General features: G+C 74.3%; 12 protein-coding genes. 6 read left to right on the top strand and 6 right to left on the bottom strand.

The features are described 5' to 3' along the window. Nucleotides 1–153: 153 nt before the first annotated feature. Together AAH991_RS03935 and AAH991_RS03930 are read left to right on the top strand one after the other, a co-directional pair. Nucleotides 154–1158 carry a 2-hydroxyacid dehydrogenase gene (locus AAH991_RS03935; RefSeq protein WP_346224335.1) on the top strand — a complete coding sequence of 335 codons (1005 nt, stop codon included), beginning with the start codon at nucleotides 154–156 and terminating at the stop codon, nucleotides 1156–1158. 104 nt (nucleotides 1159–1262) lie between these two features. Further along, the gene (locus AAH991_RS03930) at nucleotides 1263–2918 is read left to right on the top strand and encodes a 5-guanidino-2-oxopentanoate decarboxylase (protein WP_346224334.1); all 1656 of its coding nucleotides are present in this window, start codon (nucleotides 1263–1265) and stop codon (nucleotides 2916–2918) included. Between the two features lie 45 nt (nucleotides 2919–2963). On the opposite strand, the gene AAH991_RS03925 is transcribed toward AAH991_RS03930, so the two are convergent. The 4 genes from AAH991_RS03925 to AAH991_RS03910 form a co-directional block, all read right to left on the bottom strand. Next, on the bottom strand, nucleotides 2964–4289 hold the full coding sequence (locus AAH991_RS03925) for a HAMP domain-containing sensor histidine kinase (RefSeq protein WP_346224333.1): 1326 nt from the start codon (nucleotides 4287–4289) through the stop codon (nucleotides 2964–2966). A 209-nt stretch (nucleotides 4290–4498) separates the two neighbouring features. Then, complete coding sequence (locus AAH991_RS03920; protein ID WP_346224332.1) at nucleotides 4499–5365, bottom strand: GNAT family N-acetyltransferase; 867 nt, start codon at nucleotides 5363–5365, stop codon at nucleotides 4499–4501. Between the two features lie 14 nt (nucleotides 5366–5379). Continuing rightward, the gene (locus AAH991_RS03915; protein WP_346224331.1) at nucleotides 5380–6558 is read right to left on the bottom strand and encodes a M20/M25/M40 family metallo-hydrolase; all 1179 of its coding nucleotides are present in this window, start codon (nucleotides 6556–6558) and stop codon (nucleotides 5380–5382) included. A gap of 2 nt (nucleotides 6559–6560) precedes the next feature. After that, a complete protein-coding gene (locus tag AAH991_RS03910; RefSeq protein WP_346224330.1) occupies nucleotides 6561–7619 on the bottom strand; it encodes a dipeptidase in 1059 nt (352 codons plus the stop codon). Between the two features lie 85 nt (nucleotides 7620–7704). Here AAH991_RS03910 and AAH991_RS03905 point away from each other — a divergent pair, with 85 nt between their 5' ends. The 4 genes from AAH991_RS03905 (at nucleotide 7705) to AAH991_RS03890 (ending at nucleotide 12220) form a co-directional block, all read left to right on the top strand. Beyond that, nucleotides 7705–8556: a Nif3-like dinuclear metal center hexameric protein gene (locus AAH991_RS03905; RefSeq protein ID WP_346224329.1), complete on the top strand. Its 852-nt coding sequence runs from the start codon at nucleotides 7705–7707 to the stop codon at nucleotides 8554–8556. A gap of 10 nt (nucleotides 8557–8566) precedes the next feature. Then, complete coding sequence (locus AAH991_RS03900; protein WP_346224328.1) at nucleotides 8567–9307, top strand: zinc ribbon domain-containing protein; 741 nt, start codon at nucleotides 8567–8569, stop codon at nucleotides 9305–9307. 8 nt (nucleotides 9308–9315) lie between these two features. Continuing rightward, a complete protein-coding gene (locus AAH991_RS03895) occupies nucleotides 9316–10689 on the top strand; it encodes a bifunctional RNase H/acid phosphatase (RefSeq protein WP_346224455.1) in 1374 nt (457 codons plus the stop codon). 328 nt (nucleotides 10690–11017) lie between these two features. Next, a complete protein-coding gene (locus AAH991_RS03890) occupies nucleotides 11018–12220 on the top strand; it encodes an erythromycin esterase family protein (RefSeq protein ID WP_346224327.1) in 1203 nt (400 codons plus the stop codon). Here the strand turns inward: AAH991_RS03890 and AAH991_RS03885 are convergent. Both AAH991_RS03885 and AAH991_RS03880 read right to left on the bottom strand, forming a co-directional pair. Continuing rightward, nucleotides 12207–13748 carry a sensor histidine kinase gene (locus AAH991_RS03885; protein WP_346224326.1) on the bottom strand — a complete coding sequence of 514 codons (1542 nt, stop codon included), beginning with the start codon at nucleotides 13746–13748 and terminating at the stop codon, nucleotides 12207–12209. The two genes, AAH991_RS03890 and AAH991_RS03885, sit on opposite strands and share 14 nt — an antisense overlap. 50 nt (nucleotides 13749–13798) lie before the next feature. Continuing rightward, nucleotides 13799–14509 carry a response regulator transcription factor gene (locus AAH991_RS03880; RefSeq protein WP_346224325.1) on the bottom strand — a complete coding sequence of 237 codons (711 nt, stop codon included), beginning with the start codon at nucleotides 14507–14509 and terminating at the stop codon, nucleotides 13799–13801. Nucleotides 14510–14560 lie beyond the last annotated feature (51 nt).

The raw sequence follows: 14560 nt of genomic DNA, 5'->3' as shown, positions 1-14560 counted from the left end.
CGTGGTATTTCGTACGCCGCCTGGTTGTTGTGATTGGAGAGATACCACAGGGAAAAACAGACATATATGTCCCAAGTCTGAGAGATAATTGAAATGTCCCAAACCGTGGCTTCAAGGGATATATCGGACTGTCGTCCCGCGCGGCCGCGGCCGGTGGCCGGAGCGGAGTGCGAAGGCGGGACGGTCCTGGTCACGGGGGCGGGCATCGACACGGCGCTGCTGGAGCCGCTCGCCCGGCAGGGACTCACGGTACGGCGGCCCGCGTCGCCGCTGACCGAGGACCAGCTGGCGCGTGAGCTGGTGGGGGCGGTCGCCTACCTGCACGGCGGCGAGGAGCGGGCGACGGCGCCGGCGCTGCGCGAGGCGCGCGAGACGCTGAGGGTCGTGGCCTTCCTCGGGGTGGGCTACGAGAACTTCGTCGACGTCGCGGCGGCCGACCGGCTGGGCATCGCCGTCACGAACACGCCGGGGGCGGCGACCGACGCGGTCGCGACGTTCACGGTCGCGCAGATCGTCAACGCCAACCTGGGCATTCCCCGGCACCTGGGCGACCGGGTCCCCGGCTGGCACGGCTCCGAAGAGCTTCCGCACGAGCTCGCCGCCCGCAGCGTCGGCATCATCGGGATGGGCGCGAACGGCCGGCGGATCGCGGAGATCCTGCGCCGGGGCTTCGGCGTCCGCGTGTCCTACTTCAGCCGCACCCGCAGGCCCGACGTCGAGAGCGACCTCGGCATTTCCTACCTGCCCCTGCTCGACCTGGCCGCGGCCAGCGACATCCTCGTGGTCATGGTGCCGGAGACCGGCGAGACCAGGTCGATGGTCGACTCGACCGTGATCGGCCGGATGCCGGAGGGCGCGATCCTCGTCAACACCGCCCGCCCGGCCATCGTCAGCCCCGGCGCGCTGTACGCCGGCCTGGAGAAGGGCCGCGTCGGCATGGCGGTCTTCGACGGCTTCTACGACGCCGAATGTGAGGAGGCCATCGAATTGCGGCGCGATTTTCCCGACCGCCTTCTGATCACCGGCCACATCGCCTCCCACACCGCCGAGGCGATGCACCGGATGGTGCGCCAGGCCGTGAAGTCCATCGGGAATGTGCTGACGTACGGATCGGACGAACACGAGGTGGGAACGCGTCCCCGGCCGCGTTTCCGATGACCGGAGGAAAAATCCGGCACGCGGAACGGTAGGGCGGCGCGCGAAAAGGGGAAACCGTTTGGGAAACCCAAGACAAACCCCTCCGCTCTTCCGGGAAGTGATACGTGGACGGCCATGACCCGATCCCCCCGGCGGGGACGATCACGACGCCCACGGGGGCGCGCGCCCTGGTCGAGGCGCTGCGGCTGCACGGCGTCGACACGATTTTCGGCATTCCGGGCACCCACAACCTCGCGATCTACGAGGAGCTCGACCGCGCGGGCGTGCGGTGCGTGACGCCGCGGCACGAGCAGGGCGCGGGATACGCCGCCGACGGGTACGCCAGGGTGACCGGCAGGCCGGGCGTCGTCGTCACCACCACCGGCCCCGGCGTGGTCAACGCGGCCACGGCCCTCGGCCAGGCGTACTCCGACTCCTCGCCGATCCTGCTCGTCTCCCCGGGCGTCCCGACCGGCCATCCCCGCGACGGCCGCGGCTACCTGCACGAGAGCAGGGATCAGTCGCGCGCGATCGACGCGCTGTGCGCCTGGAGCCACCGCGTGACGACCGTGCGGGAGATCCCCGCCGCCGTCGCCCGCGCCTTCGGGCGCTTCGCCGAGGGCCGCCCCCGCCCGGTCCACGTCGAGATCCCCTTCGATCTGCTCGATCTGGAGGGACAGGTCAAGATCGTCCCGCCGTACCTGATCACGCGCCGCGAGCCCGATCCGGGCGCCCTCGACGCGGCCGCCGGGCTGCTGCGGGCGGCGCGCCGTCCGGGTCTCGTGCTCGGCGGCGGCGCGCAGTGCCCGGGCCGGCGGAGCCCGGCCGGCGAGGCGCCGCCGGTGGGGAGTCTGGCGATGCGCCTGGCGGAACGGCTCGGCGCGAGGGTCGTGACCACGGTCAACGGCAAGGGCGCGGTGCCGGAGAGCCACCCGCTGGTGCTCGGCGCCACGCTGCATCTGAAGGCCGTCCGCCGGTGGCTCGCCGCGTGCGACGTCGTGCTGGCCGTCGGCACCGAGCTGGGCCCGGCCGACCTGTGGGACGACGCCTTCGCCCTGTCCGGCCGCCTCGTGCGGATCGACATCGACCCCGGGCAGATGCACGGCGACCACGTGGCCGACGTGGCGATCGTCGCGGACGCGGAGCTCGCCATGCGCGGGCTGGCCGAGCGGCTCGACCGGCAGGGCGTCGTGCCGAGGCCGCGCCGGGAGCGGGACCCCGGCACGGGCCACGCGGCGGAGCTCGAGGAGCTCACCCGCAGATGGTCCGGTCAGCTCGCGGCATTGCGCCGGGCCCTGCCGCCGGAGACGGTCGTGGTGGGCGACAACTCGATGGTCGTCTACCACGGGGCGCTCGTCGGCATGCCGATGGACCCGCCCGGGCGGTTCCTGTTCCCCACCGGGTTCGGCACGCTGGGCTTCGCGCTGCCGGCCGCCATCGGCGCCAAGCTCGGACGGCCCGACCTCCCCGTGGTGGCGCTGGCCGGCGACGGCGCCTTCCAGTTCAGCCTGCAGGAGCTGGCCACGGCGGTGCAGCTGGAGCTGAGCCTGCCGGTCGTCGTGTCCGCCAACGGCGGCTTCGGGGAGATCCGCGAGGAGATGCGGGAGCGGGGCATGCGGCCGGTCGCCGTGGACCTGCACGCGCCCGACTTCCCCGCCCTCGCCGCCGCGTACGGCGCGCGGGGCCGCGCCGTGAAGACGCCGGGGGAGCTGGAGGAGGCGGTCGCCGAGGCCCTGCGCGTTCCGGTGCCCACCGTGATCGTCGTGCCGGAGGAGGAGTAGGGCGGCGTTTCCGCGGGCGGGCGCGTTGCCACGGGCGTGCGCGTTTCAACGGGCGGGCGCGAGCGGGAGCCGCAGCACGAAACGGGCGCCCCGGTCGCTGTCCTCGATCGTGAGCGTCCCCCCGTGCGCCTGGGCGATCTGGCGGGCGATGGACAGGCCGAGCCCGGTGCCTCCGGCGTCCTTCGACTGGGCGGCGTCGAGCCGGGTGAAGCGCTGGAAGACCAGCTCCCGCTTGTCCGGCGGGATCCCCGCGCCGTCGTCGAGCACCTCCAGCACGCCCTTGCCGTCCTCGCGGCGCACGGTCACCGTGAGCGTGGAGTCCGCGTGCCGCTCGCCGTTGTCGAGGAGGTTGTTGAGCAGGCGGGCCAGCGCCATCCGGTTGCCGACCACGACGACGCCGGGCGCCAGGTGCCGCACCAGCTCCACCTTGCGCGGTCTGCGGTCGAGCTCACGGGCGGTGAGGCCGCCGAGGTCGGCGGGCTCACGCCGGGGAGAGGCGCCGGAGTCGAGCCGGGCGAGCTGGAGCAGGTCGGTCACGAGCGCCTGCAGGCGGTCGCAGCTGCCCAGCAGGGCGCGCCCGGTGGCGGGCCAGTCGGCGTCCTCGCTGTGCAGCAGCGCCTCCTCGATCTCCGTGCGCATCGCGGTCAGCGGGCTGCGCAGGTCGTGGGAGGCGTCGGCGGCGAAGCGGCGCTGCCGCTCGACGGCCGTCTCCGCCCGGTCCAGGGTCTGGTTGGCGGTCTCGGCGAGCCGCCGTATCTCGTCGTGGTGCTTCGGCACCGGCACGCGCTGGCTGAGGTCGGTGGCGGTGATCCTGGCCAGCTTGCTCGTGATCGCCTCGACCGGGCCGAGCGCCCTGCGCACGGTCTGGTAGGTGCCGAGCGCGGTCACCGCGACCAGCAGGAGCGAGCCGCCGAGGAGCGCCGCCAGCAGCGGGCCGCTGACATACCACGGCACGGGGTCGTCGGCCGCGTAGATCGTCCACAGGCCGCCGGTGTTGTGGAAGCGGAAGGCGACGACGTCCAGGCACCGGCCCGGGAACGCGGGGGAGTCGCAGAGCTGCTTGCTCGTCTCCGGGCTCGTCAGCTCCGGCCGGAACGCGGCTATGCGCGGGCGCCCCACGAGGCTGTCGCTGACCGAGACGATCCGGCCGCTGTGGTCGATCACCTGCACCCCGGCCAGGTCCTGGTCCAGGAGCACCGGAGGCAGGCGGTCGCGCTTGGCCTGGTAGGCGAGGCGTACGGCGGTGGTGGTGATCTCGTCGGTCTTGTACTGCTCGGCGGTGCCGTGCAGGACGACGAGGACGAGCAGCACGGCGACGGCGCACAGGAGCGCCATCACCGCGCTCCCCAGCACCGTCAGGCGGATCCGCACCGGGGATCCCCGCCACCCGCTCATCTGATTCCCCCCCGGTAATCAGATGATCAATAAGGACTCGTGGCCCGTCGCCGGGTCTCCCCACCCGGCTCATCTGGCACGTTACCTCTGCCGGTGATCGCCGCAGTCGCCGGGGACGTCGCTGTCCGTTCCCTGCCCGGTCCCTGCCCCGGTCCCTGCCCCGGTCCCTGCCCGGTCCGCCCGGCTCACCCCGCCGTGGGGGAGCGCCGTCCGACGACGTAGCAACCGCCGGCGAAGCCCGTCACCGGACGGCCCTCCGCCATCAGCCCGCCCAGCACGTCGCGTACGGCGTGCCGCCACGCCTTGGCCGTCTCGGGGGCGGCGCGGCGCAGGGACTCCACGTCCGCGGGCACGGCGACGAGCACCTCCGGTGCGCCGGTGTCCAGGGCCACCGGCCGCCCGTCCCGCTCGGCGAGCGCGGCCACCGCGCCGTCCGCCCCGGCGGGCCGGTACGGCAGGCCGTCGCACGCCCGGGCCACCCGCGGGTCGTCCAGCCGCCACACGGCGAGGACGCGGTCGGACTCGTCGCCGGCGTTGACCGCGTCGCCCATCTGCCCGTAGAAGTCGGGCAGGTACTCCTCCGGCAGGGCGGCGAGCTTGGCCAGGTTGAAGTGGGCGTTGCGGCGCACCAGGGGATCGAAGGTCCAGGTGATCCGGCTCAGGCCGCGCTCCAGGGCCCAGGCCCGCTGGTGCAGTTTGAGCGCGAATCCGGCGCCGGGCCGCACGGCCCCGGTCACGTGCGAGTGCAGCGCCCGCCCCGCGGGCGCCGCGAGGAAGGCGACCCCGGCGCCGACGAGTTCCGCGCCGTCGAACGCCCCGGCCACGTATCCGCCCGCGTGGGTCAGCGCCCGCATCAGCTCCGCCGTGACCGGCGGGTTCCACGGCTCCGGGCGCCAGATGCCGTCGAACAGCCGGACCACCCGCGCGAACTCGGCGATCGTGTGCAGCTCGGCGATCCGCAGGCCGCGCCCCGCGGCGGCCGCGGCCGCCTGATCGCGGGCGACCACGGGGTCCCCCGGGTCCCCGGCGCCCGCGCGGTCCTCACGGTTCACGTGCTCCTCCGGGTTCACGCGGTCCCCCGGGCGGTCCGCCTCGTGTCCCGCGCCGCGCGGTCCGCGTCGTCGCCGGGGCCGATCGGCCCGCCCGACAGCACGTACGCCGCCAGTGCCGCGACCAGGCGGGCGCGGACCGGCATCTCGGCGACCACGACGTGCTCCCCGGCGGCGTGCGCGCCGCCGCCCACCGCGCCCAGGCCGTCGAGCGTCGGGCAGCCGACGCCGGCGGTGAAGTTGCCGTCCGATCCGCCGCCGACGGCCGCCCCGCGCAGCGGCGCCATGCCCAGCTCGCGCGCGAGCCGTACGGCGACGTCGAAGAGCCCGGCGGAGGCGACGGGATCGAGGGGCGGGCGGTTCGGCCCGCCGCGCAGTTCCAGCCGGACGCCCGGAGTGCGCGGGGTCAGCGCCCGCATCAGCTCGTCCACCCGCCGCTGCGCCGCCCCGTCGGGCACGCGTACGTCGACGGCGACCCGGCCCCGCGCCGGGACCGTGTTGGTGCTCGTCCCGGCGGTCAGCATGGTGGGCGTCACCGACGTGGCCCCCGCCCTGGAGGACGACTCGACCCGGGCCGCGATGCCCGCGATGGCGAGCACCTGGTGGGCCAGCTCGACGCCGGCGTTGGCCCCCAGCTCGGGTTCGAGGCCGGCGTGCGCGGCCCGGCCGTGCACGGTCAGCTCGTACCGCGAGATGCCCTTGCGGGCCGTCTTCAGCGCGCCGCCGTCCGCGCTCGCCTCCAGCACGAACGCGGCGGCGCACCGCGACGCGATCGACTCGATCAGCGGGCGGGAGGTCGGCGAGCCGAGCTCCTCGTCCCCGACGACGAGCACGGTCAGGCCCTCGGGGGACGGCAGCGAGGCGACCGCGTGGAAGAGCTGCACGAGACCGGCCTTCATGTCGAACACGCCGGGCCCCCGCGCCACCCCGTCCCGCACCGACCAGGGGTGCTCGCGCAGCGTGCCGACGGGCCAGACGGTGTCGTGGTGGCCCAGCAGCAGGACCCGCGGCGCGCCGAAGGACCAGCGCAGGTGGGTGACCCCGTCGATCACCAGGGTCTCCGGCTCGGCGCCGAGCAGCCTGCGGCCCAGCGCCCCCACGACGCGGGCGCTGCGCGCCACCGCCTCGTGGTCCGTGGAGTACGACTCGCAGAGCACCAGCTCCTCGAGGTCGGCCAGCATGGCCTCGGGGTCCACCGCTACTGCCGTTCCCGCGCCGTGCGGCCCAGCTCGGCGCGGAACAGGCGCATCACGTTGGCGCCCAGGATCTTCTGGATCTCCTCGTCGGCGAACCCCCGCTTGAGGAGCGCGTCGGTCACCAGCGGCAGGCCGCGCGGGCCCTCCAGGCCGGGGACGGCGGCCCTCGAGTCGATGCCCGAGTAGCTGAAGCCCTCGCAGCACGGCGGGGTGAGGTCGGCGTACACCTCGCGCACGAAGTCGGGGCCGAGACCCACGTGGTCGATGCCGGCGACGCCGGCGATGTGCTCGATGTGGTCCACGAGATGGTCGACCGTGGCCGAGCGGGCGTCCTCGGTGAGGAAGGCGGCGAGGAAGTTCACGCAGACGACGCCGCCGCCCGCGGCGACGCCCCTGAGCTGCTCGTCGGTGAGGTTCCTGTGGTGGTCGCGCAGGGCGCGCGCCGAGGAGTGCGTCGCGATCACGGGCCGGGTCGCGATCTCCAGCACGTGCGCGACGCCCGTGGCGCCCAGGTGCGAGATGTCGAAGAGCATGCCGAGCCGCTCCATCTCGCGCAGGGCCTCGACGCCGTGGCTGGTGAGCCGGGAACCGGTGCCGTCCTGGCCGCTGCCGTCGGCGAGAGCCGTACGGCCCCAGTGGGCGATCGAGGCGACGCGGACCCCGAGGCGGTGCAGGGCCGGGATCAGCTCGACGCTCTCGTCGATCCCCGGCATGCTCTCCAGGGCCAGCACCAGGGCGATCCTGCCGAGGGCGAGGGCCTCGTCGATCTGCTGCCCGTCGTGGCACAGCGCCACGGCGTCGGGGTTGCCCTCGGCCAGCACGTGGGCGCACTCGATCATCCGCAGGGTCTGGCGCAGCGCGCCCTCCGGGCGGAACTGGCTCTCCACGAACACGGGCAGCACCTGCACGTCGACCCCGCCCTCGACGAGCTGGGGAAGCCACTGCTCGCGGAAGAACGAGGCCCATGCCGCGGGCGGCCGGGCGGAGACGGCCATGAGCAGGTCGTTGTGGGTGTCGGCGACCACGGAGCTGACGTGCAGGCTCTGCTGATCAACGGGCACGCTGGGGATCCTTCCTGGCGGCGGGGCGTCAAATGGGACGTTACTCTTCCCGGAACGTTCCGCCAGCAGGCTGTAGTGTGCGCGGGTGGAATCGATCTCCTGCACCCTCGCCGAGGTGGTCGAACGCCTGGAGGCGTTGTACGACCCCTCGTGGGCCGAGTCCTGGGACGCGGTGGGTCTCGTCTGCGGCGACCCGGAGCAGGCCGTACGGAAGATCCTGTTCGCGGTCGACCCGGTCGCCGTGGTCGTGGACGAGGCCCTCGACTGGGGGGCCGACCTCGTCGTCACCCACCACCCGCTCTACCTGCGCGGCACCACGAGCGTCGCCGCCACGACCTTCAAGGGCCGGGTCGTGCACCGGCTCATCCGCGGCGGCGCCGCGCTCTACGCCGCGCACACCAACGCGGACGTCGCCGACCCCGGGGTCTCCGACGCGCTCGCGCGGGCCGTCGGCCTGACCGGGGACCTTCGGCCCGTCCAGCCCTCCGCCGACGACCCGCGCCGCGGGCTCGGCCGCATCGGCGACCTGCCCGCCCCGACGCCGCTGCGGGAGTTCGCCGCGCTGGCCGCCTCCGGGCTGCCGCGTACGGCGGGCCCGTTGCGGGTGGCGGGCGATCTCGACCGGCCGGTGCGCACGGTCGCCGTCTGCGGCGGCGCGGGCGACTCGCTGCTGGGGACGGCACGGGCCGCGGGCGTGGACGTCTTCCTGACGGCCGACCTGCGGCACCACCCGGCCAGCGAGCACCTGGAGGCGGACGGGCCCGCGCTGGTCGACGCCTCCCATTGGGCCACCGAATGGCCGTGGCTCGCGGACGCCGCCCGGCGTCTGACGTCAGCGCTGGCGGCCGGGGGCATTACTGTTGAGGCGCGCGTCTCCGACGCCGTCACCGACGCCTGGACGGCGACGACCACCGACTTGGACCCCCGAGCATCTTGAGGGATTTGGGATGAAGGCCGCACCGGAAGCACAGAAGCGTCTGCTCGATCTCGCGGAGCTCGACACGGGCCTCGACCGGTTGCGGCACCGCCGCCGCAGCCTGCCCGAGCTCGCCGAGATCGACGAGCTGTCCAAGAGGCTGGCCCGGGTCTCGACGCAGATCATCGCCGCCGAGACCGAGGCCGGCGACCTCGCCAGGGACCAGGCCAAGGCCGAGTCCGACGTCGACGCCGTACGCGTGCGGGTCGACCGGGACACCAAGCGCCTCGACTCCGGGCAGGTCTCCTCCCCGAAGGACCTGGCGAGCCTCCAGTCCGAGATCGTCTCCCTGCGGCGCAGGCAGTCGGACCTGGAGGAGGTCGTGCTGGAGATCATGGAACGCCGGGAGGCGGCCGACGCCCGGGTCGCCACGCTCAAGTCGGAGCGGGACGAGGTGACCGGCACGCTGCGCGCCGCCGAGGACCGCCGCGACGCGGCGTTCGCGGAGATCGACAAGGAGCTCGGCGAGCTGGCCGGCGGCCGGTCCGCGATCACCGCCGACGTCCCGGCCGACGTGCTCGCGCTGTACGAGAAGATGCGCGAGCAGAGCGGCGTCGGCGCCGCCATGCTGCACGGCGGCCGGTGCCTCGGCTGCCGCACGAGCCTGTCCATCGCCGACCTCAACCGCATCCGGGCCGCCGCGCACGACGAGGTGGTCCGCTGCGAGGAGTGCCGCCGGATCCTGGTGCGTACGGCCGAGTCGGGGCTGTGACGGCGGCGATGGGCGCGACGGGGGGTTACGTCGTCGAGGCCGACGGCGGGTCGCGGGGCAACCCCGGGCCGGCCGGGTACGGCGCGGTGGTCAAGGACGACGCCGGACGGGTGCTCGCCGAGGCCGCCGAGTCGATCGGCACCGCGACCAACAACGTGGCCGAATACCGCGGGCTCATCGCCGGGCTCCGGGCGCTGCTCGCACTCGGCGCCGAGGGCGGGCGGGTCGAGGTGCGGATGGATTCCAAGCTGGTCATCGAGCAGATGGCCGGCCGCTGGAAGGTCAAGCACGAGGGGCTGCGGCCGCTCGCCCTGGAGGCGGCGGGCCTGGCCCGGCGCTTCCGCGTCACCTGGACGTGGATTCCGCGCGAGCGCAACAGCCACGCCGACCGGCTCGCCAACGAGGCGATGGACGCCGCGGCCCGGGGGGAGACGTGGCAGGCGAGCGAGATCACCTCCGCGCCGGAGGCCGCCCCGGCCGTCGAGCCCGGTGCCGAGCCGCCCAACACCGACGCGCCCACGCTGTTCGACGACGCCTTCGGCGCGTCCGCTCCCGGCGCCCCGGCTCCGGCCGCCCCCGATGGGCGTACGGGGACTTCCGATGCGACCGGTGCGGGGACCGACGGCGGACGCGCGGCGGGCGCGGGGACCGACGGCCGCGCGGCGGCGGCGGGGACGGGGACCACTGGTAGGGCGGACGGCACGGCGGCGGGAACCGCCGCCTCCCACGACCGGCGCGGGCACGGATGGATGCCCCGGGCCACGCGCGTCGCCACGTCCCTGCTCCTGCTCCGGCACGGGCAGACGCCGCTGTCGGTGGAGAAGCGGTTCTCCGGGCTCGGCGACCCGTCGCTCACCGCCACCGGGCTCGCCCAGGCCGAGGCCGCGGCCCAGCGCCTGTCGCGTCAGCCGTACGAGGTCGAGGTGATCGTCACCTCTCCGCTCACCCGCGCCCGGCAGACGGCGGAGGCGGTGGCTGCGGGGACCGGCCTCACGGTGCTGGTCGACGACGACCTCCGGGAGACCGACTTCGGCGCGTGGGAGGGGCACACGTTCGCCGAGATCCAGCAGCGCTGGCCCCGGGAGCTGGCGGCCTGGCTGGCCGACCCGGACGTCGCCCCGCCCGGCGGGGAGAGCTTCGCGGCGACCGCGCGGCGGGTCGAGCAGGCCAGGGACCGCATCGTGAAGGCCCACGAGGGCCGCAGCGTCGTCGTGGTCTCCCACGTGACCCCGATCAAGATGCTCGTCCGCTTCGCGCTGGGCGCGCCGCCCGAGGCCCTCTACCGGATGCATCTCGACCTGGCCTGCCTGTCGGTGATCGACTACTACGCCGACGGGCCCGCCGTCGTCCGCGCGCTGAACGACACCGCGCACCTTTCCTGACGTCTCCCTCCCTTCTGGAGACGTGACGGCCGTGACGGGGCGGTGTGAGGCCGCCCGTCCGGCTTCTCGGTCGTGCCGTCGAGCCGTGCCGCGATGCCTCGCGCCCGGCTCCTTCGGCCGTACCCTCAGCCGGCCTCCAGCCGTGCCCCGGCGATCACCATCAGAGGCATCGCGCACCGCGGCGTCGCGTGCCGGCATGTCCCGTACCCCAACCGGTCCGTGCGCCTGCCGGCCTGCTTGAACCCGTGATTTGAGGGTTTCCCCCCCATTGACGCTGGTGGCTTCGCGGTAAGTCTTCACTGGTGGGTTCAACGATACCGTTGAAGGTATGGCTACCGACATCAAGGACACCGTCCACGCCGTCGACGCCGCCTCCGTCATGAGGCTGCTCCCGGCCCGGCCGCGGGTGCTCGCCCTGGGCGAGCCCACTCACGGCGACAACGAGCTGCTGGACCTGCGCAACGAGCTGTTCCGGCAGCTCGTCGAGCAGGAGGGCTACCGGACGATCGGACTCGAGAGCGACTGCCTCATGGGCCTGGTCGTGGACGACTACGTCACCTCGGGCACGGGCACCCTCGACGAGGTCATGGAGCGCGGCATCAGCCACGAGTGGGGTGCGTTCTCGGGCAACCGTGAGCTCGTGCGCTGGATGCGCGCGTACAACGAGGGCCGGCCCGCGGCCGAGCGGCTCCGCTTCGCCGGACTCGACGGCCCGCTGGAGATCAGCCACGCCGCGAGCCCCCGGCAGGCGCTGACCGCTCTCCACGGCTACCTCGCGGCCCGGGTGGGCGCGGATCTGCTCCCCTGCGACGCGGAGACGCTCGACCGCCTGCTCGGCGCCGACGACCGCTGGGCCGATCCCGCCACGATGATGGACCCGTCCCAGTCCGTGGGGCGGTCGGCCGAGGCCGGAGAGCTGCGGCTGCTCGCCGACGATCTCGTGGCGCTCCTCGACGCGGAGACGCCGCGTCTGCTCGCGACGTCCACACCGGACGAGTGGGACCGGGCGCGCCTGTACGCGCGCGCCGCCATCGGCCTGCTGCGCTACCACTACTGGATGGCCGACAGCTCACCGGGCCGCATGCCGCGCCTGCTGGGCCTGCGCAGCTCGATGATCGCCGCCAACATCCTCGCCGTCGCCGAGCGGGGCCCGGCGCTGGTGTACACCCACAACAGTCATCTCCAGCGGGACAAGAGCACGATGCGGATGGGCGGCGTGCCGTTCGAGTGGTGGAGCTCCGGCGCGATCGCGGACGCGCACCTGGGCGAGGGGTACGCCTTCCTGGCCATGGCGCTCGGCACGATCCGGCACCATGGGGTGGACACCCCGCCGGCGGACACGCTCGAAGGGCTCCTGTACGCGCTCCCGGAGGAGCGCTACGTCGTCGACGTCCGCCGGCTGGCGGGCGCCCTCGGTGACGCGCCGCCCGCCCCCCGCGTGTCCCCCTGGTTCGGTTACGCCTCGCTGGACCCGGCCCACCTGCCCGGCTACGACGGGATGGTGTTCGTCAAGGACGTCAGCCGCGGATAGAACGCCCGGCCGTACGGGTGACGGGACCCGGCGCGGCACCCGGAAGGACGACGCCGCGCAGCACGACGCGGAAGGCGGCTCCGGCGCCGGGCCGGGTCCGCAGTTCCACCCGGCCCCCGTGCGCGGCGACGATCGACCGGACGATGGCCAGCCCCAGCCCGGCGCCTCCGGCGCCGGTGCGGCTGCGTGAGCCGTCCACCCGGTAGAAGCGGTCGAACACCCGGGCGGCCTCCTCCGCGGGCATGCCCGGCCCCTCGTCGGCGATAACGAGGACCCCGTCTCCGCCGGCCGTGCCGACGCCGATCCGCACCGGCGTGCCCGGCGGGGTGTGGGCGACGGCGTTGCCCACGAGGTTGGAGACCACCTGGCGCAGCCGCGCCTCGTCGCCGTGAACCGGCGCCGCACCCGGCGGGCCGCCGTCCGGCCCGGTGAGCGTGACCTCCCGCCCCGGGTCCAGCGCGCGCAGGTCGTGATGGGCGTCGGCGGCGAGCGTCCGCAGGTCCATGGGCGCGAGGTCCATGGGCAGGGCCTCCTCGCCCTCGTCGAGGCGGGCGAGCAGGAGCAGGTCCTCGACGAGCCGGACCAGGCGGGCGGCCTCGCTCTCGATCCGGCCGAGGGTGAGGTCGGCGTCGGGCAGCCCGCCCATCCGGTGCAGTTCGGCGAACCCCTTGATGCCGAAGAGCGGGGTCCGCAGCTCGTGGCTGACGTCGGCGACGAAGCGGCGCATCCGGGCCTGCGCCCGTTCCCGCTCGGCGAATGCCGTCTCCAACTGGCCGAGCATGACGTTCAGGGCGGCCGCCAGCCGGCCGACCTCGGTCCGGGGCGCGGCCAGCGCGGGGACGCGCCGGGACAGGTCGCCCCCGGCGATGGCCGCGGCGGTCTCCTCGATCCGCCGCAGCGGCCGCAAGCCCCGCCGTACGGCGAACCACCCGATCACGGCGAGCGACGCCACGAGCGCCGCCGCGGTCGCCGCGCAGACCGCCGTCAGGCGGCCGACGGTGGACCGCACTCCGCGAAGCGACGCCGCCACGACGACGCTGCCGGATGCCGCCGCCGGCGTCGTCGCCGTGGCGGGGCGCGGGACGGCGACGACCCGCCACTTGCCGCCTTCGGGGCCGGTCGCGTCGAACGGCCGTCCGCCCAGCCGCTCGACGTCGGCGCCGTCGAGCCGGGGGAGCGCAGGGCCCCGATCCGGCAGCCCGTCCCGCGACCGGTCCCGCAGCCACGGACCGCCCTCCTGCTCGACGGCGCCGTCCGCGCGCAAGTAGGCGACGTACACCTGGTCGATCAGGTCCAGCCCGGGCAGGCTGCCCGGCAGCTGCGCGCTCTGCGGCGCGGACGGCACGGCGGTCAGCCTGGCGGGTATCCGCGCCAGCACCGTCGCCATCGGCGTGAGCTGCCGGTCCACGCGTTCGATGAGGTGGGCCCGCAGCGTGGCGACCGCGACCGCGCCGCTGACGGCGAGGCCGGCCACGAGCAGGGCCATGGTGGTGAGCAGCAGCCGCCCCCGCAGCGACGAACTCCCCAAGCGCGGCGACAGGCCACGTGACCGCGGCGACGGATGCCTCGTGCGCGCCGTCATGGGCGTGGCCCGCGCAGCACGTATCCGACCCCGTGCATCGTGTGGATCAGCCTGGGCCCGTTCTTGTCGATCTTGCGGCGCACATAGCTCACGTACGTGTCCACGATGCTGGAGTCTCCGGCGAAGTCGTACCGCCAGACGTGCTCCAGGATCTGCGCCTTGGACACCACCCTTCCGGCGTTGAGCACCAGGTAGTGGAGCAGGCGGAACTCGGTCGGCGACAACCGCACGGGGGAGCCCGCCCGCACCACCTGATGGCCCTCCGGGTCGAGTTCGAGGTCGGCGACCCGCAGCGTGCGGTCCTCGGGGGCGGCTCCGGCCCGCCTGAGCACGGCCTCGATCCGGGCCAGCAGCTCCTCCAGGTCGAACGGCTTGGTCACGTAGTCGTCGCCACCGAGCCGCAATCCGTTGATCTTGTCCTGCGTGGTGTCGCGCGCGGTCAGGAACAGCACGGGCACCTGACCGGGACTTCCGCCGGTCAGCGGGCGGGGCAGCGCCCGGAGACGGCGCATGACCTCGAAACCGTCCATGTCGGGCAGCATGACGTCGAGGAGCACGAGGTCGGGCGGCGTGCCCCGCGCGGTCTCCAGGGCCTGTGAGCCGGTCGCGGCCGAGGTCACCTCGTAGCCCGCGAAGCGGAGCGTGGCCGCCAGCAGTTCCCGCACCACGGGCTCGTCGTCGACCACCAGCAGGTGCCGCCCGTCCACATCCGGCCTCCCTTCGCCGACCAGCGGAAGAATAGGTACGCGGTGCTAAGC

The sequence above is a fragment of the Microbispora sp. ZYX-F-249 genome, assembly GCF_039649665.1.
Taxonomy (GTDB): Bacteria; Actinomycetota; Actinomycetes; order Streptosporangiales; family Streptosporangiaceae; genus Microbispora; species Microbispora maris.
This window is presented reverse-complemented; position numbering and strand designations above follow the sequence as displayed.